Genomic DNA, 25,378 nt, shown 5'->3' on the forward strand with positions numbered 1-25,378 from the left:
ACCACCGCCGGGGGAGCGGACGCCTTGAACCGGTACTGCGTGACCGAAGGCACCACCACCTGGCCCGGCAGCTCCACCTCCACCACCAGCTCCCGCGCCTCCGGCGCGAACGCCACCCGCCGCGCCCCGCCGAGCCCCTCCGGATAGCTCACGGACGCGAGCGCCTTCTCCACGCCGACCGCGAACGCCTCGAGGTTTCCCACGCCGAAAACCCGCTCCGTCTCCAGACGCAGCCGGTGCAGTCCACCAGGACGCGAACGCAGGACCGAAGCGAGAGCGCTGAGCTGCTCCTCCACCTCGACCGTCCGCGCTGCGGCCTCCCGCCGCAGCCCCTCAACGGCCTCCTGCTTCGCCTGCCGCTCGGCCGCGGCCTTCTCCCGAGCTTCGGCGCGCCGCTTCTGCTCCAGCTCCTTGGCCCGTGCGGCGTTGCGCTTCTCCAGATCCCGCACGATCTGCTCAGCCCTGCGCGCCTCGGCACTCTGCTGCGCCTGGTTTTCCTTGCGGGCGCGTTCCCACGCCTGCGCCACCTCCCGCTCCTTGCGGGCTTCCTCCTTCGCCCGGGCCACCGCCTCCCGCTCCGCTGCCCGGGCCTGACGTGCGAGCTCAGCCTCGGCCCGCTTCGCCTCGGCCGCCTTCGCCTTCTGTCGCTCCTGGTACACCTGCAGCAACTGCGCGGCCACCGACTTCCTGCGTGCCATCCACCAGCCCCCGCTCGACGTCAAAGCCCAAGAGCTGCCCCCGAGCGAGGTCCGATAACCTCAGTTCCGGCGCCCTGGCCTGACTCACACGGAACATGACCGCTTTCAACCGCAGCACCTTCGAACAGACGGCCTTTGCGCCACCGACAGCTACCTGGATGAGATGCCCACCGCACATCGGCGTGCGGGAACACGGAGCCCGCTTATCTCTCCGGCCAGCGGTTTCGCCGTCTTCGCGAGAGCGCGCGACCATGAGCTCTCGCCGGCCTGGACGAGGAGCAACCGTGCAGATCATGTACTTGCTTTCCCCCGACGGCCTGACCGCAGGAGCAGGGCCACGCCCATGAGCAGGGTCGTCGTCTCAAGTGACGGCGGCACCGAAACAACAGCACGTTACTTCCCGGAGATCGCGCGACCCGGCAAGGAACAGGTGAAACGGAAAAGGAAAAAGCCAGGCTACGACAGAGCGGAAGTCCTGCCATGTGCAACAGTCGGGGCCTCAGCGGATGTAGCTCTTGACCGTGCAGTCATCTGTGCGTCGAATCTTGGACGCTGGCGCGTCCGGGGGTCAGAGGACGTGCTACCAGATTCCGTTTTCCAGTTCCTCGAGGGACAGGTTCCACTGGGAGTTCTCGTCGGTGAAGGGGGTGGGGTCGAAGGCTCCCACCGCTTGCTTGAAACGCGCCGAGAGCTCCTCGGGATCCACGTCGTTGTCGTGGTCCACCTCGAGCTTGCGGAACTCGATGAGGGTGAACAGCAGGGACTCCACGTCCCGGTGGAGTTCGGTGTATCCAGGTTCTCCCTCGGGGAATCCGTAGACCTTCCCGCTCCGGGGGTCCACTGCCACGAGGGTCTCGAAGAGATACCCGAGTGCCCACCACGTCCGGCTCTCCGGGGGGCAGGGGATGTCGAATTGGTCGAAGCGGCTTCCCAGGGTGATGGAGTCCAGATTCCGGGGGTATGGGTCCGGGACCTCTTCCCGGGAGATGAAGACCTCCGAGTGCGGGAGGCCCACGGTGCTCAGGAGGTTGGCTGACGGCGTGTGAAACTCGACGCCGGGGGACTGCGGGAAGTAGATGATGTTCTGCAGTCCGTATGAATCAATCATTTTCTGGGGTGTTACGGAAGGATTCACTTCGTCATCCTATCGATCGGTGTTACTTTTTTCCGTGCAGCTTCTTCAAGTACTCTACGTACTGGGTGTGTTGCTTGTTCGTGGTCTTGCCGTCGGAAGTGTAGTAGTCCGCTACATGTGTCACCTTCAGGTCTTGCTTGAAGTGGTAGTCCAGCCATCGTGCGCAGTTGGGTGGTTTCTTGCAGGGTTCTCGCTCTGTGAATACTTCGGTTAAGCCTTCCTGTTTCTTGTTGTGGATGAGGGGTCGTCCGATCATTCTCTCGGAATGGCCACCCTTGTTGCTGTATCCGACGAGGATGGATTCCTTTCCGTCAGGCGCAACGTAGCGGCCGGCGGCGTAGTTGGTGCCCTTGTAGTCGTCTCGGGCGATTCTTGCGGCCTGTGTTGCCTTGACCAGCTCGTCGGTGCTGTCGAACTTGACCTGCTGTGATTTCGCTTTGTCCGGATGGTCCGACTTTGAGTAGATCTCTGTCTTGTCGTTCTTGGTCTTGGGTATCCATACCTTTCCGTCGTTCAGGACGACGCCGTTCAGCCGTGTCTTGTCGGCGTCGTCGAGGTCGTCCGTTGCGCCGTTTGAGTACAGCCGCTGGACGGAACCGTCGGCGTTGAGGAGGTAGGTGCGGACACCGCCGTCGTCGCCATCGACGTCATCGCAGGAGTCGATCTTCTTCTTCTGCTCCTGGTCGGTTTCCTTCTGCGTGGTCTTGCTCTTGTCGATCTTGCCGCCGTGGTCTTCGAGGGTCTTGACCATCTCGTCGGCCTTCTTGTCGACCGCGTCCTCCGCCTTGTCCATGACGGCGGCGAGCTTGTAGAACCGGCTGTCCTTCTTCACCGACGACTTGCGGCCGACCCCACCGGACTTGAACTCGCCCTTCTTCTCGCTGAAGTTGTCAGCGGTCTTCTGGTAGCCGCCGGCAGCCTTCTCGAACTCGTCGAACTCGATCACGAGGTCCTGGGCCATGGCCACGCTGCCTGCGGCCAGGATGCTTGCTCCGGTGCCGCTCTCCAGCGCGCCGGAGAACAGCGTCTCGATCTCGGACAGGATCCGCGCCTCGATCTTGTCGCTGACGACCGAGGTGATCTGCTCGATCGCGTAGTCGATGGCCTCCTGGATGATCAGCCGCGCCGCGGCGATGGCTCCGGCAGACAGCAGACCGCTGAGGCCCGCGGTGAAGAACATGCCGACCACACCCGCGGCCGCGGTCGCGGCAGTGGCGGACAGCTTTCCGATGATCGCGATCTTGCAGCCGACGATGAGGTCGGCACACTCGTCCAGCGCACCTCCGAGCTCATCGCACCCTTTGGCGAAGGCGGCCAGATCTTTGGTGGTGAGGTTGCCCCAGCGGCGGTCGATCGCCGTGACCGTCGCACCCTTGCTCTTGCCCGCCACGATGTGGGAGCAGGCGTTGTTGCCCTGCTTGACCGCGTCCCGGATGCCTTCGGCGAGCTTCCGGTAGTCCTTGGCCGACGCCTTGACGTCGTCCTCGTCGATCTGCGGCCAGTCGATCCCCACCAGGTCGAGCACGTCGACCAGGTCGTCCGGCAGCGTCATCCCCATGTCTACCCCCGTCATCCACCCGTCCGCCCACCCTCCACACCCGCTGAAGAGGGGTCAACTTCGTCCCACGGCAAAGAACCTGAATCGAGCCGTTCCCTGATCAGCTCACGTATCGGACTTTTCACCTTGGACGGCAACCGGTGTCAGACAGGCCACCGCCTCGTCCATGCCAACGAAGACACGGCCAGCACCATCGAGTGCCACGGAACGCACAGGCGGGCCCGGCCGGAACACACGCTGCTCACCGGTATCCACGTGGATGTACCGCACGACCCCGTCACCCCATACCGCCACCAGACGAGGCCCGTCGTGCGTGACCGCGGCGCTGAGGGACACCAGCGGGCCGGGCCGCTGCACCAGCGGCTCCGGCATGGGGTAGTGGCCTGGTGACCAGACGCGCACGGCGCCGTCCGCGCCTCCGCTGTACACCAGGTGAACCGACGTCTGGCTGTCCACCGGGACGCTGATTGCGGCCAGCGACGTCACCGGACCGTCGTGCAGGTCAACAGCGTCCTCAACCTCTCCGAAGGTCTGCACACCGCCTGCGGCACTGCCGACAGCCACGATTCCCAGGCCTGCCCCCGCTGCGAAGGCGAGCGCCGTGCCCGCCTGGGACCGTACGGCCTGGAGCAGCCGGTCGGCGTCGGTGGGGGAGTCGTCCAGCAGTCCGGCAAGTCCCGAGCCGGCGGCCCGGACGGTCCACTTGCTGTCGACGTGGATACGGCCAGAGGTATCGAGCAGCAGCGCAGTCCCCTCCGCGAGGACCGCCACATCGGCCACCTCCCCAGCCTCAAGGAGCAAGCGTCCGTGGGCGGAGGCATCCGCCACATGCACGCTCTTCACGACACCGCCGGGACCCGCCAGGACCAGACAGCCGGACAAAGGCCCCGCGCCCACAGCTAGGGACGTGACAGCACCGGGCCACGGCGGCACCACATCACCACACACCCGGCTCCACGCCACGCCCCAGCCGGCTCCCGCCGCGAGCTCGACGAGCGCCGGCCGCAGCCGCGGATCGGCACCGTCACCCAGCACACTCAGGAGAACCAGCGCGCGAGACGCCGGCGACTGCTCCGCGCACACCGACTGGCCCGCCCGCAGCCAGGCAGCACGCAGCCCACCGTGATCACGGCTGTCATCCGCTTCGTAGGCGGTCGTGACCTGCCAAGGATCGGCCGCACAGACCGCCACCGGATCAGACAGGTCCACCACTACATGCCCCGAAGGAGACCCGTCACGAACCTCGCTCTCGGGCCGGGACGCATGCCACTGCGCGAAACGCTCATCGTCCCGCCACTGCTCCAGGTCCAGGTCCAGCTCAGCACATCCACCACCGGCCAGGACCTGATGCACCACACCACCAGAGCGGGCTTCGACGATCAGCCGCACGTGCGGCAGCCGAGCCAGGGCGAGCACCAGCCCAGATCCGTCACCTTCATGAAGGTCAGGCAGCACGATCACCGTGGGCCGCTCGTCCCGCTTCAGTGCGGCCACAAGCTCAGCCGGACCTCGAGCCACGACACCCAACTGCTCGGCAAGCGACCACACGATGCCTCGCACCCCAAGGCCTGCGGCCGGCGTGACGGCGTGGACCGTACGCTCGGGCGGAGTTCCCGGCCGGCTGCCGTGATGCACGAGCCAGGCAAGTAACTGGGACTTACCGCTCTCCGCCGAACCGGACACCAGGCACAGCCCGGGCGCCTGGGGGTCGGCGAGCCAGCCCAGCAGAGCAGCCGCCGCCGGCTCACGGCCGGCGGCAGGACGATCCCACCGCATCAACCACGCCTCGCCTGCTCGGCCGCCTGCGTGATCAGCTCCTTGAGACCCGACTCCCGCGACTCGGCAGTCTCCCCATAGCCGAAACTGTGCGTGAACTCAGCATGCGGAAACACCTCCTGCATCCAGACCGCGCAGTAATGGCCGGGCATGACACATGCCTCCAGTTCGCAGTAGACGCGACGGACCTGCTCCGGCCGCACCCCCTGCGCGGAAAGACGCCGCCACACCAACTCCTCCGGGTGCGGCAGGCCAGGCCCCGTAGCCTCCGTGACCACCTGCTTGGTGCCGGCATCATCGACGTACTCGAAAGCGGCGGAGAAGGGAAAATTCAGCGTGTGCCGGATGTCGTCCAGAACACGCGGCCACCACGACTCCCGGTCCTCGAACGCCACCGGGTCGATCTGACGCAGCCCCGCGGACAGATCACGGAACACAGCAGCAGCCTCACCCAGACCCGCAGCCGTCGCGAGCAGGGGTTGCGCACGGTCGAGCGCCACAAGCGAGGCGCCCAGAGCTGAGACATCCGCGTTGACGAACATGTCATCCACCACACCCGACAGGACAACCGCCTGCACCGCCCCATCAGGACGCACGCACAGGTGGGCCAGACCGTCGAACCCGATCCGAGGCCAACTCTCCATCAAGTTGTGCGGCCGTGGCCCTTGCGAGTGAGACGCGAAGCCCCCCAGGCTCACCGGCTCATCCGGCAGCGGAGCGCGGAAGTAGGGAGGGACTCCGGCAGGGACGCCGGTCCCCTCCAGGAACGCAGCGGAGTCCGCAGGTAGCCGGGCACCGGCCAGCTGAACCCGTCCGAACAACCGCAGACCCTCGTGACCGAAGTGCTGGACAAGCTCGTCGCTGCGCTCCCGGTCAGGGGATGACATGAATACCTCGCAAGAAACGCTGATGATCGATGGCCACAGGCGACCATAGCTGTCAGGGCGGACAACCCTGACACAGCACCTGCACCGGCGTACGAGATTCGGGCCATGAGCATGCCCAACTCTCGGAGTCAGACTTCAGCGGCAGCAGTCGTACGGAGATCCGCATGGCCGCTTCTGCTCGCGTGAGGCGGCCCAGAGCCGACGTTCAGTGGGTGCGCTCATGATCGATCGCCCACAGTGCGGGCTGCGCCATGGGGTCCTGGTACAACGCCTTCGCCATGAACCAGTACGGCGTGACCGAAGGCACCACAGCCTGGCCCGGCAGCTCTACTTCCCCCACCAATTCCCGCGTCTCCGGCGCGAATGCCGCCTGTCGCGCTCTATCCAGGCCCTGCGGATGGATCACGGACGCGAGGCCCTTCTCCGCCGTGACCGCGAACCTCTTTGCAGGGCCCCGGCGAGGCGGTACCGGTGGCAGTTATCCGCGCTGGATCAGTTGGCGGCAGTGGCCTGGTAGAGGCCGCGGCCGGCGCGGGCGGCCCGCGAGGTGGCCACGAGACGGTCGAGGGTGCTGCGGACGGCGTTCACGGCGCCCGCGGAGGAGTCACGGCCGAGTGCCTGGGCGACGTCCCGCGCGCGCATCGGCGTTTCCGGCGTGCGGGCGAGAACGGCGATCACCTGCTCGGTGAAGCCGGCAGAGTCCTTCGCGGCAGGAGCGGCCTTCCGCGACGCGGCCGTGATGCGAGGCTTCTTCGCGGAGGATCGTTCCTTCCGCCCGTTGGCCTTGGCGGGCGTCGCCTTACGTTCGCTGGCCGTGCGTGTGACCGCGGCCTTGCGGGGCGCGGGAACCGGACCGGTCTCCTGCACTGTCGTCGCCTCGACTGCGGTCTCGTCCTCCACCACAGCCGGTTCAGGCGTGGCCCGCACCGCCTGAGGGGCGGGGGTCTCGGCCAGGGCCAGCAGGGCCGTCAGGGCCGTACGGACCGACAAGACGCGCTCCGAGACCGCGGCCAGCTCCTTCTCGAGTTCCAGCTGAAGCTGCTCCAGCTGAGGAAGCTCTTCCTGGAGCGCCGCGGTCGTCGCGTCGATGCTTTGGACGGACGTAAGGAAAGCAGACACGAACAACTCCTTCAAGGTGGGGGGACCGGAGGCACAGAAACCGGCCATCTGATGTGCAGGGTACGGGTTCCTGGGCAGCACACGAGTGGTATGTCCCGTATCCCCCGCGTGGACGAGTCCGAACTGGCCGCACTGCGCACCATGTACGTCTTCGGCCCTGCCGAGGGCTCCACATGGAACCTCACCTACGACCTGGTGACCAGCAAGCTGCGTGAGCGGAACCCGGACGAGTTCATCCGCGTCGACGAAGGCGGCCAAGGGCCCGTTCCCGGGTCGGTCATGCACTTCGGCATTACCCTCGGAGACGAGACGCTGGAAGGAATGGCCAAGCTGACTCCCGAAGGGATCACTCTCGAGGATGCCACCGCACAGGCAGCAGCATCCTTCGTGCTGTGGCTGCGAAGCAGTGTCGTCCCTGCCGGCACCAGCATCTCGTTCAACATGGAATGGGGGCTTGAGGCCGACCTACCGGACGCCCTCGTCCCCGACGCACCCCGCCCCCGCCTCGTGGCTGCCTTCCTCACCCACCTTGAAGCCATCGATGCGATGGTTCCTTGAAGTTCTTATCGGGTTCGTGGGCTTGGCCGGCGACTGCTGAAGCTGTTACAAGAAGGCGCCGCCACTGACCGGGTAAACACCCCGGTCAGCGGCGCCGCCGACTTCACGCTTCTTGAGTGAGGACCACTGCAGTACGACCGAGCCGAGCCCAGGCACGCAGGCTCTCCGTCCACGCGCATGTCATCGCAGATGGCGGCGCCCGTCGCCCATGGGGCGGGCGGCTTCGCTCCGGAGCCGGTCGTGCAGCCTGTCAACCGGCTCCCGATCGCGGGCAAGCCCCGCCGCACACCCGTGACACGTTCAAGCACCAAAGCATGCGTTCTTGCCGGGCCAAAGCGTCAAGCCCGGCAGGCGGGTCAGGCGGCGGACGGCGCGTGGTCGAAGAACCGGTTGCCGGCGTCGAGATGGATCTCCCTGACGTCGGGGTAGTCACGGGGGAGGGGGTCGTTGGTGGCCGCGATGATCTGGCAGCCGTATCCGTCCGTGGCGGGATCGGCCGCGATGGAGATCAGCGTGTCGATCAACCGCAGGCTCGTCTCCTGGTCCAGGCCCGTCGAGCCGAGCCCCGACAACGGCGAGTCGATGATCAGCAGCGGCGGCACGCGGACCTGGGCATCGACGCGTCCGAGGTCGCGCAGCGCCAGGAGCAGCGCGAGGTTGGTCACGGCCTTCGGGTTGCCGCCCACGGAGCTGTCGTCGAACGACTTATCCGCCTCGTTGCGTTCCTTGACCCGGGTGGTGAAGTCGGCCGGGTCGATGAACGCCGCCTCCACCGCCGGGTTGATCTGCTGCAGACGCCGCAGGAAGAACTCTTCCCACCGGCCGGTGACCTCCTTGCGGCGCACCTCGTCAGCAGCCTTCGCCGTGTCCCTGGTCGCCTGCGCGGCTTTCATCCGCTCCTTCGCCGTGGTGATGGCCTGCGCCTGGGCCTTGAGGTAGTCGGCGTTGTCGATCTGCTTCTTCAGCTGCGCGACGTCCCGGCTCAGACCGAAGGCTTCCTTCTCCGCCTGCTGTGCCTTCTGGCGGGCGGGAGCCAGATGGTCCCGCTCGTAGCCATCGCGCTGCGCGAGCGCCTGCGCGGCCGCCTCCTCAGCGGCCGCCGCCGCCCGCTCCGCGCCGGCCGAGGTCTCCCGCAGGCCCTTCAGGTCCAGCCGCAGACGATCCGCCTTCGCCCGCGTCGCAGCGACCTGCTTCTCCCGCCGGTCCTCGGCGCCGTGAACCGCCTGCCCGCACTGCCGGCACTGCCCCGGCTCCCGCTCGGGAAGCCCCTGGCCACACCCCGTACATTCCATCGCAGGTGTCGAGAGCAGCCCGGACAGCACACCCTCGGCGCGAGCAAGATCCGCTGTGGCCTTGTTGAACCGTGTACGCGCGTCTTCGGCCTGCTTCGCAGTCTTCCGTCGCTGCTGCTCCGCCGCCTTGTGCAGGGCCACCAGTCGGCCATGCTCACCTACAGCGGTCGACAACGCCGCAGCCGCGCCCTGGGCGCCTTCCGCTGCCGCCTTGTGCTCACGCTCCTTCTGAAGGTGCTCCTGACGTGTGTCTTTCGGGTCCGCGAGGGCCCCGGAATCACGCAGCCGCTTGAACTGGTTCAGCGCGTTCTGCGCCGCCCGGTGCTGAGACTCGGCTTCCGAGGCGTCCTTCTCCAGGCTCGCGAGGGCCTCGCTCCACAGGCCCAGAATCACCTCCAGGGCCAGGATTCGTTCCTGCTCCTTGACGCCGCCGAGGAACTCCGAGGCGATCGTCGTCTGGCGCAGTGCCATGACCGTGCCGTACAGGGTGTCCAGCGTGAGCCGGGTGGCGCCGCGGGAGGCGGCCGGCAGGCCCAGGAGGTCCTGGACGAACGCACCAGCGGTCGTCTCCCCGGACGAGGAGGTGACAGGCAATGGACGGCCGATGTCGTTCTCGTCGTCCAGGTTCTTGATCAGCACCCGGGCGTACGGCTCCGCGCCCTTGCGCGTGGCCTGCCAGCGGGTACCGGCCACGCGGAACGTCAGGCGGATCTTCTGACAGCTGCGGACCTCAGGCATGATCCTCGCGGTAGTCAGACCCAGCGGATACAGCAGCGCCTCGATCGCTGTCGATTTACCCGCATTGGAATGTCCCACCAGAAAGGTCACCAGACTGGTGAAAAGGCGGACCCGCCAGACCCCGTCCCTCAAGAACTCAAGCCGCTCCACCACCAACGACGGTCCCACCGGACCTCCTTCACCGCAGATGCCGATTCCTGACGTCAGAAACGATCAGCGGCCAGATGGGTGACGCCTGGAACAAGCCTTCTATGTTCGGCCAGCCCCCAGCCCCCAGCCCCCAGCCCCCAGAGCTCCGACGGCCACTTTCCGGGAGAAGCCCCCGCCCACGGCGCCCAGGGTCGTACGGTTCCCTGCCGGCCCCCCGCCCCCGCGCCGAGTCCCCGACACCCGCAGTGGGGGCTCGGCCAGAGCAGTGCCTCTCCCGCGGCGAAGGAGCATGCGAGAATGCAGACGAGATTTCCGCGTCCTGTCCGCTGCTGCAAACAGCCGGCTATGGGGCTGAGCCGGCGGACTCATCGACGAACCGGCGCACCAAGGCACTGACGTCGTCCGCCGGAACCAGGACGGACCATTCAAGAGCGGGCTGGTGCTGGTAGCACTGGAACCGGGCAAGGACCGCGCCGTCCTCCTGCACGTAGAACATCCGCCAGGACGGATCGTGCGTGCACGCCATGTGGGGACCGAAGTCGAACAAGCGGCGTACGACATTCTCATGATGCTGCGGGGGAAGGGTCCGCCGGCTGCGGCAGACCGTGCACTGGAGCAGATGATCGACGGCCCCGTCACGGTTGAGGAAACCCGGGCCGCCCTCGGCGTTGTTGCACGTCACACACAAAGGCCCCCGAAACAGTCCATGAGAATGACAGTGGTCCCAGTACAGAGCCCGCCGCGGCTCGGGACACATCGCGCACAGAAAAGCATCGGCACGGGACCGCTTGGCGAACGCCTTCGTGTACAGACGGCCACGCAGATGCCCGCTGTACGGCCTGGCCGTCTTCGCCGCGCAGGCCGGGCACAGGACGACGAATCCCATGGCGCTCGAGGAACGCCACTGGTCACTCTCCGCGCGCGTCCCGCAGCCGCTGCACACCGTGGCCTGCAGGGTCAGATCTGCCTCGGCCTTTTCGGCCCGGTCCAGAAGGTCCGCATAGCCGCGGGGAATCAGCCATGCCCTGCCCGACCAGGTCAGCAAGGACAACGGCCTGGTGCTCGCAACGGTCCGCCGCACGTAACCGGATGGCAGGTGGCGTCCGGGGAAACCCGCCGGAAGGGATTCTCCCTGCGGGGCGTGCGTGAAGAGGGCCTGGTCCAGCCAGCTCCGGACGCTCGAACGCCACGTGTCTCGTTCGTCGGACTCCAGACCGGCGTCGGTCAGGTCATCGGGATCGATGCCGAGCCCGGCAAGGCGCCGGCCGGCCTCTTGAATGTCCCGGTCGGCGAACTTCCACAGCTGGCCGCGCTTGTGCCCGAGTACAGGTACCTCGCCGATGAACACATGACTGGAAGCGGCGAAGGTGTAGCGGTTCACATGGTCCAGATAGGCCGGCACCGAGGTGTGGTGAGTGAGATCGACCAGCCTGTGATGCGCTGTCTGGGGTGAGACCCACATGTCAAGGCTCCTTGAGATCGTGACGAGGGCGGCCGACAAGCCGCCAGAGCGAACTGCCCCAAGCCCCCGCGGCGGTGGCTTCGCCCGCCGCGCAGGCCCACAGCCACAGAGGGCAGGGTGTGGTGCCGTCAGCGGCAGCTGCGACACCGGGCGGCTGGTGGTTCCCAGCCTCCGGTCAGCGACGAGGCCTGGGCAGCGCCGATGACAGAGCGGACCCGGGTTTCGGCGAGAAAGCTGAGACGATCGCTGTACTGCGCGGGGCGGTCCAGGCCGTCCGGCACGCACCACGACGCATCCCCGGCTGTGTCCCGGCTTGTCAGCTGCCCGAGCCACCACTGCAGCGGATCGCGCTCACCAGGGTCGACACGACGGGTACGAGGGATGGCCGCCAGCCAGTCCACGAGCCATGGCCGCCCGACACGCTGGCCCAGGTCCGCCAGGGCGAGCATCCGTGCGGCATGCATCCCCTGCGCCATAGCCGCCTTCCGTAGCCGCTGCTGCCAGACCCGGTCGCTCAGCAGGACAGCGACCCTGACCGTCTCCGGATAGGTGATCAGCGCGTGGGCAGCAGCACCCGCCGGGGAACAACCGGTCAGCGACGCCAGAGCGGACGTCCGCTGCGACCAGAGGCTGTCCCCATGCCATCGCTGCGCCTGCCAGGACCACACCACGGCGGCTGCCACGGCCAACGCCCCGGCAGAGCCGGGGACACTGTGAGCCAGAGCGACGTGCTGACGATGAGCGGCCAGCACCTCGGGAAGCGTTCCCAACGGAACGGAGGCCGGTCCGTGTGCGTCGGCGAGGAGCCAGCGCCGGTGGCGCCGGCAGATGTGCCCGAGCGCGCCCGGGTACACAAGGACGGGCTGCGGGGAGGACCAGGCGCGCGGGGTACACGGCGGGCAGGCCGTGACCCATATGCGGGTAGGGGAGTACCAGGCCGCCTGTGTCTCATCGCCGTCGCAAAGGCGCGGGTGTGTAGGACCCAGCTCCGGAAGCAGCGCATACAGCCGAGACAGCGGGATCCTCATGAATCGGGCCAGAGCAGCTCGCGCCGACGCGTTGAAGTACGCCTCCAGAGCAGTCTTGGGCGTCCCGGTGATGCGGATCATGTGTGCGCCGCTGAGGATGCCCCGCACAAGGTTCTGAGCCGGCAGACCACAGACGAGAGCCACACGGCGCAGCCATGACCCGGTGAGCTCGCGCGCCACCGGAGGGACGTGCATGAGAGCACGACCAGGAGAAGAACGGTCCATACACAACGTCCTTGACAGCAGTGATGAAGGCCGAGGGAATCGAGACAGGACGGCGCAGGGGCCGGGCTGTCTGCCGCCGGGCCGAAGCCGAGTGACGCACGCATACGCCGCCCCACACCTGCCGTTGCCGGCAGGACGCCTCAGCCCCTGCCGGTTTCGTGGAGCCGGGGGCGGATCAGGAGGGATCTTGGTGCCGGCGGCGAGCGCGTGCGGCATTCGTGGCCTGACTGTCGAGGACGACCTCGGCCAGCAGCCGCCGGGTGACAGCGAGCGTCCCGTCCAGGACGGAACAGATCGCCGCCTCCCTGACAAGGGCGAAGACACTGGCCATCACGCCGCCGGTGCGCAGGTGGATGAGATCGGCGTTGCGCACGAGGGTCCCCGGCTGGTGGTTGCGCAGCCGCAAGGCCTGTTCCATGCCGCCCAGCAGCTTGCGCCATGCCTGCTTCTGGTCGCTGGTGCCGTTCAGCATCGGAGCGGTACGCAGAATCTTGAAGCGGGCGGCGATCTGCGCACCACGCGGCCCGGTGAGCAGCGCAGACGTCTCCACGTCCACGCCGGCCAGGACGAATGTCGCCGGGATCCGCTCGGCCAGAGCCTTGACCTGGTCGGCACTTCCGGCACCCGGACCGGTCCGGGTGTTGAGCAGGTGCACGTCGTCGATGAACACCAGCCGGGTCCGCCGCTGGACCATCACCCCGCAGACGGCATCGGTGAGAGTCGACTCCGTCATCCTGTCGTGCACAGGGATCCCGAGGAACCGGGCGAACTCCATGACCAGTCCCTTGGGCGTGCAGGACGGGGGGATGGCCGCGAACGCGACGGGCAGGTAGTCCGCAATCCCGGGCCGCTTGGCCCTCTCCCCGCGTTCGAAGGAACGGCCCAGCTCAAGAAGGTTGGTGGACTTGCCCGCCCCCGGAGGGCCCGACACGATCAGACCGCGCCGAGCCGTCCCACGGTGCCGGTTGTTCACCAGAAGCGTCAGCTGCAGCTGTCGCCTCGTCAGCTCCTGGCTCGGAGTCCTCAGCGTCACGAACTCCGAGTGATAGTCCAGCAAAGACTCGGTGCTCCAGAACGTGTCGGCCACCGCAGGCGCGACCATCCTTGGACAGGTCGCGTATTCACGCCACAGCACGAAGTTACTCATCGGGCTCGGACACGGCCAGCCCCCGTCCTGCGGGTCTTCCTCGCCGGGCGAGGCGATCACGGCAGCCACAGGTCGTCCTCCTGATCGGTGTCGTCGAGGATGGACGAACCATCCACAGCTTCCGCCAACTCCTCCTCGGCCACGACAAACAGACCGTCATCCTCATCAGGAACGGTCTCGTCATCCGGTTCAGGCATCTCGTACACGCCCGCCAGCCCGAAGGAAAGAGTCGGGGTGTCCAGCACGCTCGCCGAACTGGCCGGCACAGGAACCAAGTCGGCACCAGAGGCCCTGGACCTGGCCACCGCCCGCTTCTCCGTACGGGTCAGCTTCTTCTTGCGCGAGGCACGGCGCAGAAGATCGTCCAGGGCCAACACGAGCTGCTCCTCGTGCTCGGCACGGGACTCGGTGCGTTCTGTGACCTTGCAGATGTGTTCCCAGACATGGTGAGTGAACGGCAGGCTGACCGACGTGGCGTGGATCCAGGGCACCTCGACGAATCCGTCCGCCAGCCGCACCCAGATCCGCAGAGGGTCATAAGGGTTGTAGTGCACCTCCCACAAGCCCTGCCCGGACCGCACTCTGTGACTTCGGGCGCTCTCCGTGTGCAGGCACGCATGGTCGTAGGTGCGGAAGTCGAACCGGATGCCCGCGTCCGTGATCGCCTGCCACCGCACCGGCAACAGCTCGACATAGTCGTCGGACCCCAGAGGGACCGGCACATATCCGACGACGGGAAGCAGACTTGCCCATGCCTCGTTCGGCGTGAGCGCTCGTGCCGGCATCAAAGGGTGCCGCAGCCCGGCGTGCGGACGGTGGTGCCAGAGCACCAGGAACTCGTCCAGGAGCTCACGCAGCTCGGCCAGCGACCACAGCCGCTCCTGGGCAACCTTCGAGCCGCGCTCGGAAACGTTCGACCCTGTGTAGCCGGGAAGGTACTGACAGAACAGGGAGTTGACCGACCCGAAGGAACGCTCGACGTTGCCCTTGGCCGGTCCGTTCGCCGGGGGAACAGGCTGCAGACTGATGCCCAGACTCTCACAGGCAGCACGAGTGGCAGGTGAGACGAACACCTTGCCCTGGTCGACCACGATCGTCTCCGGCACCACGACCGGACGTGCCGCAGCATCCTTCAGCCGCTCATCCATACTCACCAGCCGCTGGTACGGGACGACCGAAGCAGCCATCGCCAACGACTCCGGCCAGCCCGGACGCATCACCATCGGCGTCATCATCTGCGCCAGGAGCACCGCGACATCAGTCAGCTTGCTCCCGGACGGACGAAGGACCGCCCACATGCTCCGCGTCGCCACGTCCAGCGCCTTGGTGATCTCCACCCGCCCCACGACCCCGTCGTCGAACGCGACCAGCACATCCAGCGGTGAACTGTCCAGCATCACCAACTCACCCGGACGCAACACCACCGTCGGCTTGAACGGCGGAGCCGGCCGCGCCGCCCTGGCGCGCCGCTGCCTGACTGTCCCACCGAGGCCCATCTCCGCCTCGACTCTGTCCAGCAGCCGGTTGAACGTCGCCCGTGGCGGCACCTCGACCACACCGACCCCGTGATCCGCTTCCAGTTTCCATGCAGTCTCGCGCCGCATCCGCGTCTTCCACCCACGAGAGCGAGAACGCGGAGCCTCGACGGCCAGGAGCACTCGCAGCGCGGCGACCACCTTCGGATCGGCCCCTTCCAGCGTCGTCGATCCGCGCCGCCTGGGAACGAGCCCCCACACACCGTCATCGCGATAACGCCGCCGCCACCGGCGGACAGTGGCCCGGCTCACCGCCGGCCAGCCCTGCCCGGTCAGCTCATCAGCCTTCGCCTGCTCCCGCTCGGCCAGCGTTGTCGACGCAGGGTCGTACTCGGCCCTGACCTCACCCGAAGAACCCGGAACCGGATACCCGGTCTCCACTTCGCGCACATGCCGCTCCACAGACAAGGCACGGAAGCACTCCTGTTCGGAAACCGTCGACAGCAGCCCCATCTGCGGAACCCGCAACGGCGCAGGTCCTCCCAATAGTTCGAAGGAAGGACAGCGCATCAGCTCAGCGAGCGAGAAAGCCACCAGAGGGTCGCAGCCACCCTGTTCTGCGAGCCACACTCGCGGGCCGGTCGCAGAGTTGCCTTCGATCCCCGCCACGGCCCACGTGCGATCGTCGAACCGGACCTGCGTTCCGATCGCCAACTGCGGCCGGCTCACCGCCCGGCCGCCTTCTCAGTGGCCACCGCCACGGTCCGCTCATGCAGGGCAGACTCCAGCGGCACGTGCAGAACACGCCGCCACAACGCATGGAACACAGCCGGCCACACCACCAACGGCTCGCCCAGAGCGCGAACCCCGTCGATCAGCGCAGTAGGCGCCTGGAAACACTCCGCCACCATCCCGAGCAGTCCGCCCGCAAACCGTGGATGCCGGTAGCCGGAAAGCCAGCGGACATTGGCCTCGACCACCGGCGGAGGTGGCCCTGACAGCCGGTAGTGCCAGCCGGCAGCAACTGCCGCGGCCTCGACATGCAGGGCACGGCGCACCAACCGCAGTCCAGCACCGCGTCGCCCAGCACAATCCACCAGCAGACCACTGTCGTCGGCAAGCCGGGCCATGAGATGCGGAGCGTGAGAGACGACGTTCCCGCCCCGGCCGCGCCACAGCAGCTCCACAGGGCTGCAGGCCACCGCGACAACGCGAGGGTCGAAGTCGAGCATCATGGCCTGCACCCGCATCGCGCCGAAACCGTAGTGGACCATGCGGCCGCCCGTCGCCATCCAGAGCCAGCCAGGCGCAGTCCGCCTTCCTTTCCGCGCCGGAAAGGACACCACCGGACCGCACTCCTCCAAGCGCTCCTCTCCGGCAGCCTGCAGCCACGGCATCCGCACCGTGCGACCTGCGGCAGTGATGAAGCGTGCCTCGACGGCAGACGGGTCCACCTGGCGACGCGCACGATCGGACACGAAACCTGGCAGACGAGAGTCCATTTCGCTTTTTTGCATGACATTTCGCCTATTTATGAATGTCGCTCAGTCAAGGGCAACGGGACGGAGAAGGACGGGAGCAGCGCGGACCTGCCGGCGAGATCGGCAGAGCCCACACTGCGGCGGGCACGGAGCACCGGTGAATCCGGACATGGCGCACCGTCGTCAAGACCTGCTCAGCGGCATCCAGGCAACGCGCGAGAGCCCTTCGGCCCTATCCAGGGCATCGGGGGAGGTGGCCAGGCCAGTACGAGGACCGCACCCAGTCAACGACCTGTCGTCGTGAGCGGCCAGGCGCCGCCCCCGACGACAGTCACGACCAGTTGAGGTCGTACAGAGCGGGAAGCTGCTTCAGCAGTTCCTGGTAGCGCTCAGGAGGCAGTGCCCGCAGTTCGGCAGGAGTCAAACCCATCAGCAGCCCTGGCGGGTCGACGGCATTCGGCTCCCGCCTGGGCGCGGAGATCGGTACCGCGTACGCGGCCGACGGAGACAGCTGCATCGAAGGATCCTGGTGCAGCACCAGCGCCATCACCAGCCAGTCCAAGAGATAGTGGGCCCGTCGTGACGTGACGCCGGTCGTGTCGCTGATGCGTCCGGCCAGGGTCGCCTGCTCAACGGGAGCGTCGTACGCCAGGCTGTAGGTCAGCTGCACCGCCCAGTGGTCCCGGAACTGGGCGAGCAGAAGCAGCCGCCCCTGCGTTTCGTCTTGCCTGTAAGCCGCGGCGACCTCCCAGCCGGCCTTGGTCACAGCGCAGTTGTGGCGGGTCCCCTCGACGAGGTCGATCGTGGCAAGGAATGCCACGATTTCGACGACCGTGTTCAGGTGCAATTGCAAGCGGACCGCCAGTTCGGACGAACGGACCGGTAGCCGGTCGGGCCCGCTCGTCAACGCGATCTCGTCGAAAACCCCCCACTGTGACGGTTGGTTTGCGCGACTGGTCGGAAACAGCTGACGGGAGTCATTCACTGCTCAACCCCCAAGGCTTCCACGAGGAGCCGAAGCGGGGGGAGCGGTCGGCGCGGACGGCCGATGAGTCTGTTCATGATGTGGGGCCTTTTCGAACACGACAACTGACACGCAGGGATGAACGACGGCGCTGCCCGACACCAGCTGTAGCTATAGTGACGATGCGCGCGTGGGGCCTAAACATGCGCCAACGGGGCCGCCGAATGGCCGTTCGGCGGTACCCGCGCACTCATGCATGCTCAGGTGGGCAGGGTGCTCAAGGTCTACTGGGTCGGGGACTCCTTGGCGACTAGCCGGTACCGGCCAGAGCCGGGCCTCGTGATCAGCCCAGCCTTCAGCAGCCGAGACAGATCCCGGTCGCAGTTCGCGACGTTGACGTCCGGCCGCAGCTTGCTCACCTCGGCCCTGACCTCCTGTCGCGTGGCTTCACCGACCACTGACAGGAAGGCCAGGATGGTGGCCCTCACGGAAAGCCGCGAAGCTGCCGAGCGAACCTCGCTCTCCTCCTCAGGGGCGTCTGAAGCGAACCCGCTCGAACGGTCCTCCGCTGAGGAATGCCTCTCCTCGAAGCCGGCCCCGTCCGTCGGACGTGATGACAGCCACCGCTGGGCACTGGCGTTGGCTTCGCGGGACGCGGCAGCGTTCCTGCTGGCCACAGCCTGCCGATCCTTCGCCAGCCGGAGAGCCTCCTCGACCGCCGAAAGATCGGCCGTCGCCTCGCGCAGCGTCTCCTCGTCCTCGACTGACAGAAGCGCCACAACGGCCGCCCACTGCTGAAGCGTTTGCACGTTCACGGGCAGCCTCCTTCCGGCACCATGGCAACGGACGCTTCTTGCGGACAGACCATATAGCTGTTCTGCGCCTGCCCGGCGACCTGCCCGAAGCTGTGCCACGAACCTCCGCTCCGGGCAGGCCCGTCATTTCAAGAGCTGTACGGGATGTGTGCCCCCTCCCCTCCTTCCCCTCATTCACCGGTTCGAGTGACGTTCAAGCGCGCACCTGTTGACGGCGCCAGCTGCTGAAGCTGGACGGCCGCCTGTCGGACTTCCCTGCGTCGAGACATCATCTGCTGCCAGATACAGGCGAATCGCACGGGGTGGCAGCCAATCAGTTCAGCTTCGGGGCAGCGCCTCTGTGATTGCGCCTGGCGCCAGTTCGCGTGACCTGTGGAAGGCGCGGTGCGTTATGACTGGAGTCCACCCTTCCGGGCCGCAGGGAAGGTGTCCTGAACTGCGGAAATGCCGAGGCAACGGCCTGATCGCTGTGCAGGCAGTGTCACGACTGCCAATCAACTCGATGAAACGTTCGATACTCATTCGGAAACGCGAGAAGGAGGGGTTCTGTGGCGCGAAGCCGACGATCCGCCCGGCCTGACGGAACTGCGCCCTATGACCGGCTGACCTGCCAGCACTGCCAGACCACGTGGAACCGAACCAGGCTGCCAGGATTCCTGCCTACGTACTGCTCTGACGCCTGCAGGCAAGCAGCCTGCCGATCGCGGCGACGCAGCGAACTCAAACGTCAGGCGACTCCTGCTCACGGCAGTGCGGCATGGCGCCAGCGGCTCTACGCAGAGCTTGATGCCATCACCCCCCGTTCTCCTCTGGGGTGCGAGCGGGCGCGTTCCCTGGTCAGGGAGATCGCCAATGCCCCTGATGGCGACCCGCGAACGTTCCAGCAGCTCTTCAGAGCGGCCTCGTTGAGCTGGCACCCAGACCGCGGCGGGGATGAGCGGATCTGCAAACTCCTCGGCCTGGCCTACAGCGAGCTACTGAAAGGCGAACGGTGAGCGGCATCGACAGCGTGGAGGGAACGCTGTCTTGAGCGGGCGGGCGAGCAGCTCGTGAGCGGAACGCCCCCGTTCGGGCGGGGTGTCAACCAGGCTGGCCTCACCCTCCACACCTCTCCAGGCTGACAGGCCTGACAACTTGAGTGCCCGGCACACCTGCACCCGAACACCCCACAAAGACAAGGCTGCTGTCCGCCGCCATCGCTCGCATCGTCCCCGGCAACACCGGCGTGAGCACCGTGGGCCGGGTTTGCCGCGTACTGCCGGCAGAACACAGCGCCCCACGGCTGCTTACTGATCGTTTCAGAATGACGAGGTTGCTGAGCGGAGCCGAGTGCAGCTCTGTGTACCGGTTACGGGAGGCTGAGTGCTTCGGCCCAGACATCGCCGCCATTGGCCCAGGTCCACAACCATTGCCGCAGTGATCCGGTCGCGTGGCGCAGGCCGTCATAGGGGCCGCTTCTTCCCCTCGGCTCGTTTGCGGGACTTCCACGAGTTCGGGTCGCATCGGACGCTGACCAGCGCGGAGGTGTAGAAGACGCGCTGGAGCCTTCGGTGGTAGGTGACCGGCCGGTGAAGGTTGCCGCTGACCTTGCCCGAGTCGCGGGGTGCCGGGGCGACGCCGGCGAAGGCCGCCAGGGCGTCCGGGGAGTCGAACTCGCCCAGGCCGCCGCCGACGGCGGCAAGGAACTCGGCGCCGAGGATCGCGCCGATGCCGGGAACGCTCAGGACGATGTCGGCGAGTTCGTGCTCGCGAAACCGACCCTCGATGAGTTTGTCCATCTCGGCGATCTGCTCGTTGAGGGCCATCACCTCCTCGGCCAGGGTGTGGACCAGCTTCGCGATGGTCTTCTCCCCAGGGACGGCGGTGTGCTGCCGTTCGGCCGCCTCGACCGCAGCCTCGGCCAGGGCCCTGGCATTGCGGACCTTGCGGTTGGCCAGCCACTTCGCCAGTCTCGTGACTCCGGCGCGGCGGATTGCGGCCGGACTCTGGTAGCCCGTCAGGAGTCGCAGCGGCCCCGTGTTGGTGACCTCCAGGGCCCTCTCCAGGGCCGGGAACATGCCCAGCAGGGTGCCGCGCAGGCGGTTGACGCTGCGGGTGCGGTCCTCGACCAGGTCGGACCGCCGTCCGGTCAGCAGCTTCAGCTCGATGGCGGCCTCGTCGCCGGGGCGGATGGGCCGCAGGTCGCGGCGCATCCTGGCCTGGTCGGCGATCACGTAGGCGTCGCGGGCATCGGTCTTGCCCTCGCCGCGGTAGCCGTCGGAAGCCCGGTTGACCAGCCGGCCGGGCACGTAGAGGACTTCCTGGCCGTGCTTGATCAGCAGGGTCAGCGGCAGCGCGGGCTCACCGCCGGTCATGTCGATGGACCAGGTGACCTGCCGTCCGTCGGCCGACTCCAGGACGTCACCGATCAGCTTCAGCAGCTCGGGCTTGTCGTTCGCGACCCGCCGCGACAGCAGCGTCTTGCCGTCCGCGTCCAGGGCGAGGCCGTGATGGTGCCCCTTGCCGCTGTCGATCCCCGCCCAGATCCGGCTCATCGTGCTCCCGAGGTGCGTGTTCATTCTGTTCGTGCCACGGACGACCTCGCCGGCATTGCTCTACTCAGCGACTTGTTCGCACTTCCTAATCGGCGGCCGAGTCGTCGTGGGGTGCCGGGCGGCGAAGCGAGGGCAGCCACGAGACGGCAGCGGCCTGATAGCCACACCCAGCACCCCTGGGCGACCCAACCTTACGAATGGCTCGATCAACCCGTTCAAGAAGGTAGAGCGGCCTGACCACCACACCGATGGTGTCCGTCAAAACGGAACAAGCTCAGAGCCGGCTTGTGGCCGAGGCGTTGGTGCCGGACCTGCGATGCAGGTCCGGCGCGCATTGGACGGCTCGGGTGTGGTTGGCGATACGCCCTCCCGCTGGGCGCGGGGGACACGGGAGAGGGCAATGTGCTTGCCGCTTCGAACTCTGTGGCGCCTGTGGCGGGTGGTGAGGACGAACCCGCCATCAGGATCGGCGAGGAATTAGACGTGAACATGCCGACGTCAACCAAGGTGCCGGTCGTGCGCAGCGGCTCGGGGCTGCCCGGCGGTCACGGTGCGAAGGCATGCGATCGACGCCGAGTGGATCTGCCCATGGAACGAGAGGTCTTACGGCATGAGGTCCTGGCGTGTTCGGGCGATCTTAGTGATCAGGCGGCGGGCGCCCTCGGCCGGCGCCTCAATGCCCGCCTGGCCGTGGGCCGCAGCTTCGCGACCTGAGGAGAACAAGGGAACGGGGGAGACGTACTCGACCACGGCTCGGTATGTAGAGGCGGTGATGGTGCCGTCGAGCACCCCCAGCCTCAGTGCGAGAAGATCCTCAGCCGCGTGACACCCAGCCCAGCCGCCGCAGATCCGCCGGACGGCGCTGTCGGCATCGGTCTGATGGCACTGGAACAATCCTGTGGGCTGGTCGGGGGTGGCTGCGTCGTAGCGGCGGAGCTTCGCGTACTCCTCATCGGCCCAGATTCCCGCGGGAACATCGCGCCGATAGGGGCAGCTCTCGCAAGGACGTTGTGCCGGAGGGCGAAGCGACGTGGACATGCAGCCAGTATGAGGCGAGGAGACTACCGGCGCGGTCCCCCTGGCTTCCCGGGCTGCTGTGACACGAGGGTGTTGTCCGGGATCCATGGTCGTAGACCAGGATGGTAAAGGTATCCGGACCCGGTGCCGATCTGATGATCACAGTGTCCCGTGGCGGCGAGGCGGACGAGTTGTCTACCGCGGCGGATGGTTGCTGCACGGCTGAAAAGGGCCAGTTAGCCACGGGGAGACGTACAAACAACTCGATGCCCCCGCACGAGATCACACGGCTTGTTGTGGGGCCATGCAGCGGTGTGCACGACGCTCGGCGGTGCGGCCACCCGTCGAGCGGACGCAGGATGTCAGGATCAGCAGTCGCGTTGCCGGGCTTTCTCCATAGGCGGAGTGACAGCACTGCGCGATACCTCGCTCACGCGCCAGACGCCACTTCTCTCGGACGGTCTGCCGTCCCGGAGGCTATAACCCTCTAACAGCCCTCACCTATGGCGTCCTTGCGTGGTGGAGGTTGCTCAGATCTACCTCAGACAACACGTGGAATCGTGTGCTCCGTCGGGCCTGCTCGGTAGCTTCATCGAGTCAGCGCGGTCGGCAGGATGTCGACTGACCCTGTCGATCGCACACAGGAAATGACCAATTCTTACGGGGGATCATGCATCCGACAAAGCACTCCAGCATGCTCAAACGCGCTGTCAGCGCCAGCGTGATCGCCGTCATCGCGCTGGGGGCGGTGCCGGCCACGGCACAGGCGCTCAACACCGTTCGTACGTGGAATGACAGCTCGAACCCGCTGAAGGTCACCGGCTACGGCAGCACCGGCTACGCCTACGGCACCTGGAAGGTATACAACAGCTCCAACGGCACCCGTTCCCTCGCGAGCACCTACAGCAAGCTGTCGAACGCCGATGACCACAAGGTGTACGTCGAGCTCGGGACGCAGGTGAACGCCGGCTACTGCGTCCAGGCGTCCAAGTACATGTCCTGCACCCAGAGGTACTGGGACCACGCCAGCGACGAGACGGACCATCACAGCAGCAAGTCGTACCTCTACAAGAGTGCCTCCACTGGAGTATCGGATTCTGCCGACTACGCCCGTGGCAAGGTGCGTGCACGGCTCGACATCCCCTGGCGCTCTGACCCGGAGACCGGCTGGTCCTACACCGACGGCGGCGACAAGTACTGACCAGCCGGGGCGCCACGCCGCCCCGGCGTCATGGCGCTGCGCTCAGCGCTTCGGCCAGGCGGCTCAAACAGTCGCGTGGCCGCTGCGCTGAGCGCCTTCCACGGCCAACCTCGACACACGAGAAGAAGGACCGGCACTGGTGAGTGAACATCGCCTCAGCTGTGAGGAACTGGTCAAGGACCACAAAGGCAGCTTCCAACTGGGGCCACTCTCGTTCTATCTGAACGAGGGAGTGACGTGCCTGGTCGGTCCCAACGGGGCGGGGAAGTCGACGTTCTTCCGTCTCGCAGCGGGCATCGAGAAGCCGACGAGCGGAACCATCGTCCTCGAATCCGCCCAGGACCGCCGACTCGGATACTTGCCACAGGAGCCGGACCTGCCCCGCAGCGCCACCTGCGAGGAGTTCCTGCACTACGTCGCGTGGGTGCACAAGATCCCCGCCAAGCAGTGCTCCGCAGCCGTGACCGACGCCCTGGTTCGCGTCAACCTGACCGAACGGCACCGCAGCAAGATCCAGACCTTGTCGGGAGGCATGCTGAGGCGACTGGGCATCGCCCAGTCGCTGATCCATGACCCCGCCCTGCTCCTGCTGGACGAACCCACGGTCGGGCTCGACCCCCGCCAGCGCATCGCTCTGCGCGAGACGATCTCATCAGTCTCCGACGGCCGCATCGTTCTCGTCTCCACTCACCTCGTGGAAGACATCCGCAGCCTCGCCGACCGCGTCATCATCCTCAATTCGGGACAGATCATTTTCGATGGAGACGTACCGGCTCTGGAGGACAAAGCCACTGCCGACGCCCCCGGCGACACGGACCTGGAACGGGCGGTCGCCACACTGATGGGAGATGCGGAGTGATGCACTCACCGCGGTACGCCTTCAAGACGCTCGTCGGCCCTTGGCTCCTGCTGCCGGCGGTGGTGCTGGAAGCGGTGAACTTCGCCCAAAGGGGCATGCCGTGGCGAGGTGAAGCGCTGTGGACTGTCGACTGGTTCGCCATCGTCCTGTTCATCCTCGGTCCGCTGCTCGCCGGGGCTGCGGCGGTCGACGCCGCTCGGCTGTCCAGGCCCGGGAGCATCCACCTCATCCTGGCGACCGAGCAGCCTCACCGGCCCTACCTGCGTGCTGCGGCTTGGTCAGCCGGTCCCGTCCTTGCCGTGCACCTGCTGACCATCGGAATCGGGCTCATCGCCAGCGGCGTGCACGGATCCGTCCCGTGGCTCGGTGTCATTTCGGCTGCCCTCGTACAGTGCGCGGCGATCTGCTGGTATGCGGCCCTCGGGTCCGCCCTCGGCCGCTTTGCAAGCCCGCTGGTCGCCGGCGCGGTAGCCGCCGTCGGAGCCTTCACGCTGATCTACCTGCTCGGCGAAGGCGGCAGCACAGGCTTCAATCTCCTCACCCTGGGCGGTGCCACCGTCTCCCGACTCGGGTACGCCTACACACCTGGATACCTCGCCGCCCAGCTTGCACTCTTCGCCGTCACCAGCGTGCTGTTGCTCTGGTTGCCGCTGCGCCAGCGCTCGGGACTCCGTCTGCCCACGTTTGTTGGCGCAGTATGCGCTGCTCTGGCCGTCGTCATGGTCGCGGGCGGGCCCTACGTGCTGCCCGCCGACCGTCTCACTCCTGCCACAGCAGCGCCGACCGACTGCTCAGGCACCGCACCCAAGATCTGCCTGTACCCCGAGCACCAGCGCTTCGAGAATCAGATCGTTCAGCATGTGCAAACTCTCACCGAGGCCGCGAACGCGGCCGGGTACACATCTCTCGTGCCAAAACGCTTCGACGAACTGAGCCGCACCTATCGCATCAGCGACCCCGCCGTTGCCGGGATGGAGATCCCTGCCGATGCCTACCCCTCCGGCCAGGTGCGGATCGAGGACGTGGCCTCAGCTCTCGTCCGACCCCTGCATTGCAATCTCATGTACGAAGAGCCAGGCCCGGCCCCCACGTACTGGCAGGAAGAGTTCTCCCTCTACGCCACGCTGCTGCACACAGCCGGTATAGAGGTCGACCCCAGTGAGTTCCCCACCCCTCCCAAGATCCTCTCGCCCCATAACGCCGAGAGGATCATGAGCAGCCACCGGTCCTGCAGGCTGGGAAGCGCATGACCAGCGCTG

20 protein-coding genes and 1 pseudogene are annotated in these 25,378 nt (G+C 66.8%); 4 read left to right on the forward strand and 17 right to left on the reverse strand.

The features are described 5' to 3' along the window. The 7 genes and pseudogenes from ACF1BN_RS36705 to ACF1BN_RS36735 all read right to left on the reverse strand — a co-directional run. Nucleotides 1-698: pseudogene (locus ACF1BN_RS36705) on the reverse strand (hypothetical protein); the annotation flags it as partial. A gap of 580 nt (nucleotides 699-1,278) precedes the next feature. After that, nucleotides 1,279-1,833 carry an SUKH-4 family immunity protein gene (locus ACF1BN_RS36710; RefSeq protein ID WP_392335945.1) on the reverse strand — a complete coding sequence of 185 codons (555 nt, stop codon included), beginning with the start codon at nucleotides 1,831-1,833 and terminating at the stop codon, nucleotides 1,279-1,281. A gap of 22 nt (nucleotides 1,834-1,855) precedes the next feature. Next, nucleotides 1,856-3,391, reverse strand: coding sequence for a nucleic acid/nucleotide deaminase domain-containing protein (locus tag ACF1BN_RS36715; RefSeq protein WP_392335946.1), 1,536 nt, complete (start codon nucleotides 3,389-3,391; stop codon nucleotides 1,856-1,858). 105 nt (nucleotides 3,392-3,496) lie between these two features. Further along, nucleotides 3,497-5,167, reverse strand: a complete 1,671-nt coding sequence (locus ACF1BN_RS36720; RefSeq protein ID WP_392335947.1) for a hypothetical protein — start codon at nucleotides 5,165-5,167, stop codon at nucleotides 3,497-3,499. After that, nucleotides 5,167-6,054, reverse strand: coding sequence for a nucleic acid/nucleotide deaminase domain-containing protein (locus ACF1BN_RS36725; protein WP_376479123.1), 888 nt, complete (start codon nucleotides 6,052-6,054; stop codon nucleotides 5,167-5,169). The genes ACF1BN_RS36720 and ACF1BN_RS36725 overlap by 1 nt, the downstream gene beginning before the upstream one ends. A 205-nt stretch (nucleotides 6,055-6,259) precedes the next feature. After that, complete coding sequence (locus tag ACF1BN_RS36730) at nucleotides 6,260-6,460, reverse strand: hypothetical protein (RefSeq protein WP_376479121.1); 201 nt, start codon at nucleotides 6,458-6,460, stop codon at nucleotides 6,260-6,262. A gap of 86 nt (nucleotides 6,461-6,546) precedes the next feature. After that, nucleotides 6,547-7,188, reverse strand: coding sequence for a hypothetical protein (locus ACF1BN_RS36735; protein WP_392335948.1), 642 nt, complete (start codon nucleotides 7,186-7,188; stop codon nucleotides 6,547-6,549). Nucleotides 7,189-7,281: 93 nt separating this feature from the next. On the opposite strand from ACF1BN_RS36735, the gene ACF1BN_RS36740 reads away from it, so the two are divergent. Further along, complete coding sequence (locus tag ACF1BN_RS36740) at nucleotides 7,282-7,731, forward strand: hypothetical protein (RefSeq protein WP_392335949.1); 450 nt, start codon at nucleotides 7,282-7,284, stop codon at nucleotides 7,729-7,731. A 356-nt stretch (nucleotides 7,732-8,087) separates the two neighbouring features. On the opposite strand, the gene ACF1BN_RS36745 is transcribed toward ACF1BN_RS36740, so the two are convergent. The 10 genes from ACF1BN_RS36745 to ACF1BN_RS36790 form a co-directional block, all read right to left on the reverse strand. Then, complete coding sequence (locus ACF1BN_RS36745; protein WP_392335950.1) at nucleotides 8,088-9,929, reverse strand: hypothetical protein; 1,842 nt, start codon at nucleotides 9,927-9,929, stop codon at nucleotides 8,088-8,090. Between the two features lie 325 nt (nucleotides 9,930-10,254). Beyond that, nucleotides 10,255-11,373 (reverse strand): endonuclease domain-containing protein, encoded by a 1,119-nt coding sequence (locus ACF1BN_RS36750; RefSeq protein WP_392335951.1) that lies wholly within the window; start codon nucleotides 11,371-11,373, stop codon nucleotides 10,255-10,257. 128 nt (nucleotides 11,374-11,501) lie between these two features. Beyond that, nucleotides 11,502-12,056 (reverse strand): hypothetical protein, encoded by a 555-nt coding sequence (locus tag ACF1BN_RS36755; protein ID WP_392335952.1) that lies wholly within the window; start codon nucleotides 12,054-12,056, stop codon nucleotides 11,502-11,504. A 745-nt stretch (nucleotides 12,057-12,801) separates the two neighbouring features. Next, nucleotides 12,802-13,842, reverse strand: coding sequence for an ATP-binding protein (locus tag ACF1BN_RS36760; protein ID WP_392335953.1), 1,041 nt, complete (start codon nucleotides 13,840-13,842; stop codon nucleotides 12,802-12,804). Continuing rightward, nucleotides 13,830-15,977: a transposase gene (locus ACF1BN_RS36765; RefSeq protein ID WP_392335954.1), complete on the reverse strand. Its 2,148-nt coding sequence runs from the start codon at nucleotides 15,975-15,977 to the stop codon at nucleotides 13,830-13,832. Before ACF1BN_RS36765 ends, ACF1BN_RS36760 begins: the two co-directional genes overlap by 13 nt. Continuing rightward, on the reverse strand, nucleotides 15,974-16,765 hold the full coding sequence (locus tag ACF1BN_RS36770; RefSeq protein ID WP_392335955.1) for a TnsA-like heteromeric transposase endonuclease subunit: 792 nt from the start codon (nucleotides 16,763-16,765) through the stop codon (nucleotides 15,974-15,976). The genes ACF1BN_RS36765 and ACF1BN_RS36770 overlap by 4 nt, the downstream gene beginning before the upstream one ends. A gap of 295 nt (nucleotides 16,766-17,060) precedes the next feature. Beyond that, nucleotides 17,061-17,714 (reverse strand): hypothetical protein, encoded by a 654-nt coding sequence (locus tag ACF1BN_RS36775; protein WP_392335956.1) that lies wholly within the window; start codon nucleotides 17,712-17,714, stop codon nucleotides 17,061-17,063. A gap of 263 nt (nucleotides 17,715-17,977) precedes the next feature. Beyond that, nucleotides 17,978-18,508, reverse strand: coding sequence for a hypothetical protein (locus tag ACF1BN_RS36780; protein ID WP_392335957.1), 531 nt, complete (start codon nucleotides 18,506-18,508; stop codon nucleotides 17,978-17,980). A gap of 1,442 nt (nucleotides 18,509-19,950) precedes the next feature. Continuing rightward, nucleotides 19,951-21,042 (reverse strand): IS110 family transposase, encoded by a 1,092-nt coding sequence (locus tag ACF1BN_RS36785; protein ID WP_392335958.1) that lies wholly within the window; start codon nucleotides 21,040-21,042, stop codon nucleotides 19,951-19,953. A 603-nt stretch (nucleotides 21,043-21,645) separates the two neighbouring features. Continuing rightward, nucleotides 21,646-22,080, reverse strand: coding sequence for a DUF6283 family protein (locus ACF1BN_RS36790; RefSeq protein ID WP_389168258.1), 435 nt, complete (start codon nucleotides 22,078-22,080; stop codon nucleotides 21,646-21,648). Between the two features lie 673 nt (nucleotides 22,081-22,753). On the opposite strand from ACF1BN_RS36790, the gene ACF1BN_RS36795 reads away from it, so the two are divergent. The 3 genes from ACF1BN_RS36795 to ACF1BN_RS36805 all read left to right on the forward strand — a co-directional run bounded on the left by ACF1BN_RS36795 (nucleotide 22,754) and on the right by ACF1BN_RS36805 (nucleotide 25,369). After that, nucleotides 22,754-23,260, forward strand: a complete 507-nt coding sequence (locus ACF1BN_RS36795; RefSeq protein ID WP_392335959.1) for a hypothetical protein — start codon at nucleotides 22,754-22,756, stop codon at nucleotides 23,258-23,260. A gap of 139 nt (nucleotides 23,261-23,399) precedes the next feature. After that, nucleotides 23,400-24,119, forward strand: coding sequence for an ATP-binding cassette domain-containing protein (locus ACF1BN_RS36800; RefSeq protein ID WP_392335960.1), 720 nt, complete (start codon nucleotides 23,400-23,402; stop codon nucleotides 24,117-24,119). After that, nucleotides 24,116-25,369: a hypothetical protein gene (locus ACF1BN_RS36805; protein WP_392335961.1), complete on the forward strand. Its 1,254-nt coding sequence runs from the start codon at nucleotides 24,116-24,118 to the stop codon at nucleotides 25,367-25,369. Before ACF1BN_RS36800 ends, ACF1BN_RS36805 begins: the two co-directional genes overlap by 4 nt. Nucleotides 25,370-25,378 lie beyond the last annotated feature (9 nt).

It is taken from the genome of Streptomyces sp. NPDC014861, assembly GCF_043081625.1.
Lineage (GTDB): Bacteria > Actinomycetota > Actinomycetes > Streptomycetales > Streptomycetaceae > Streptomyces.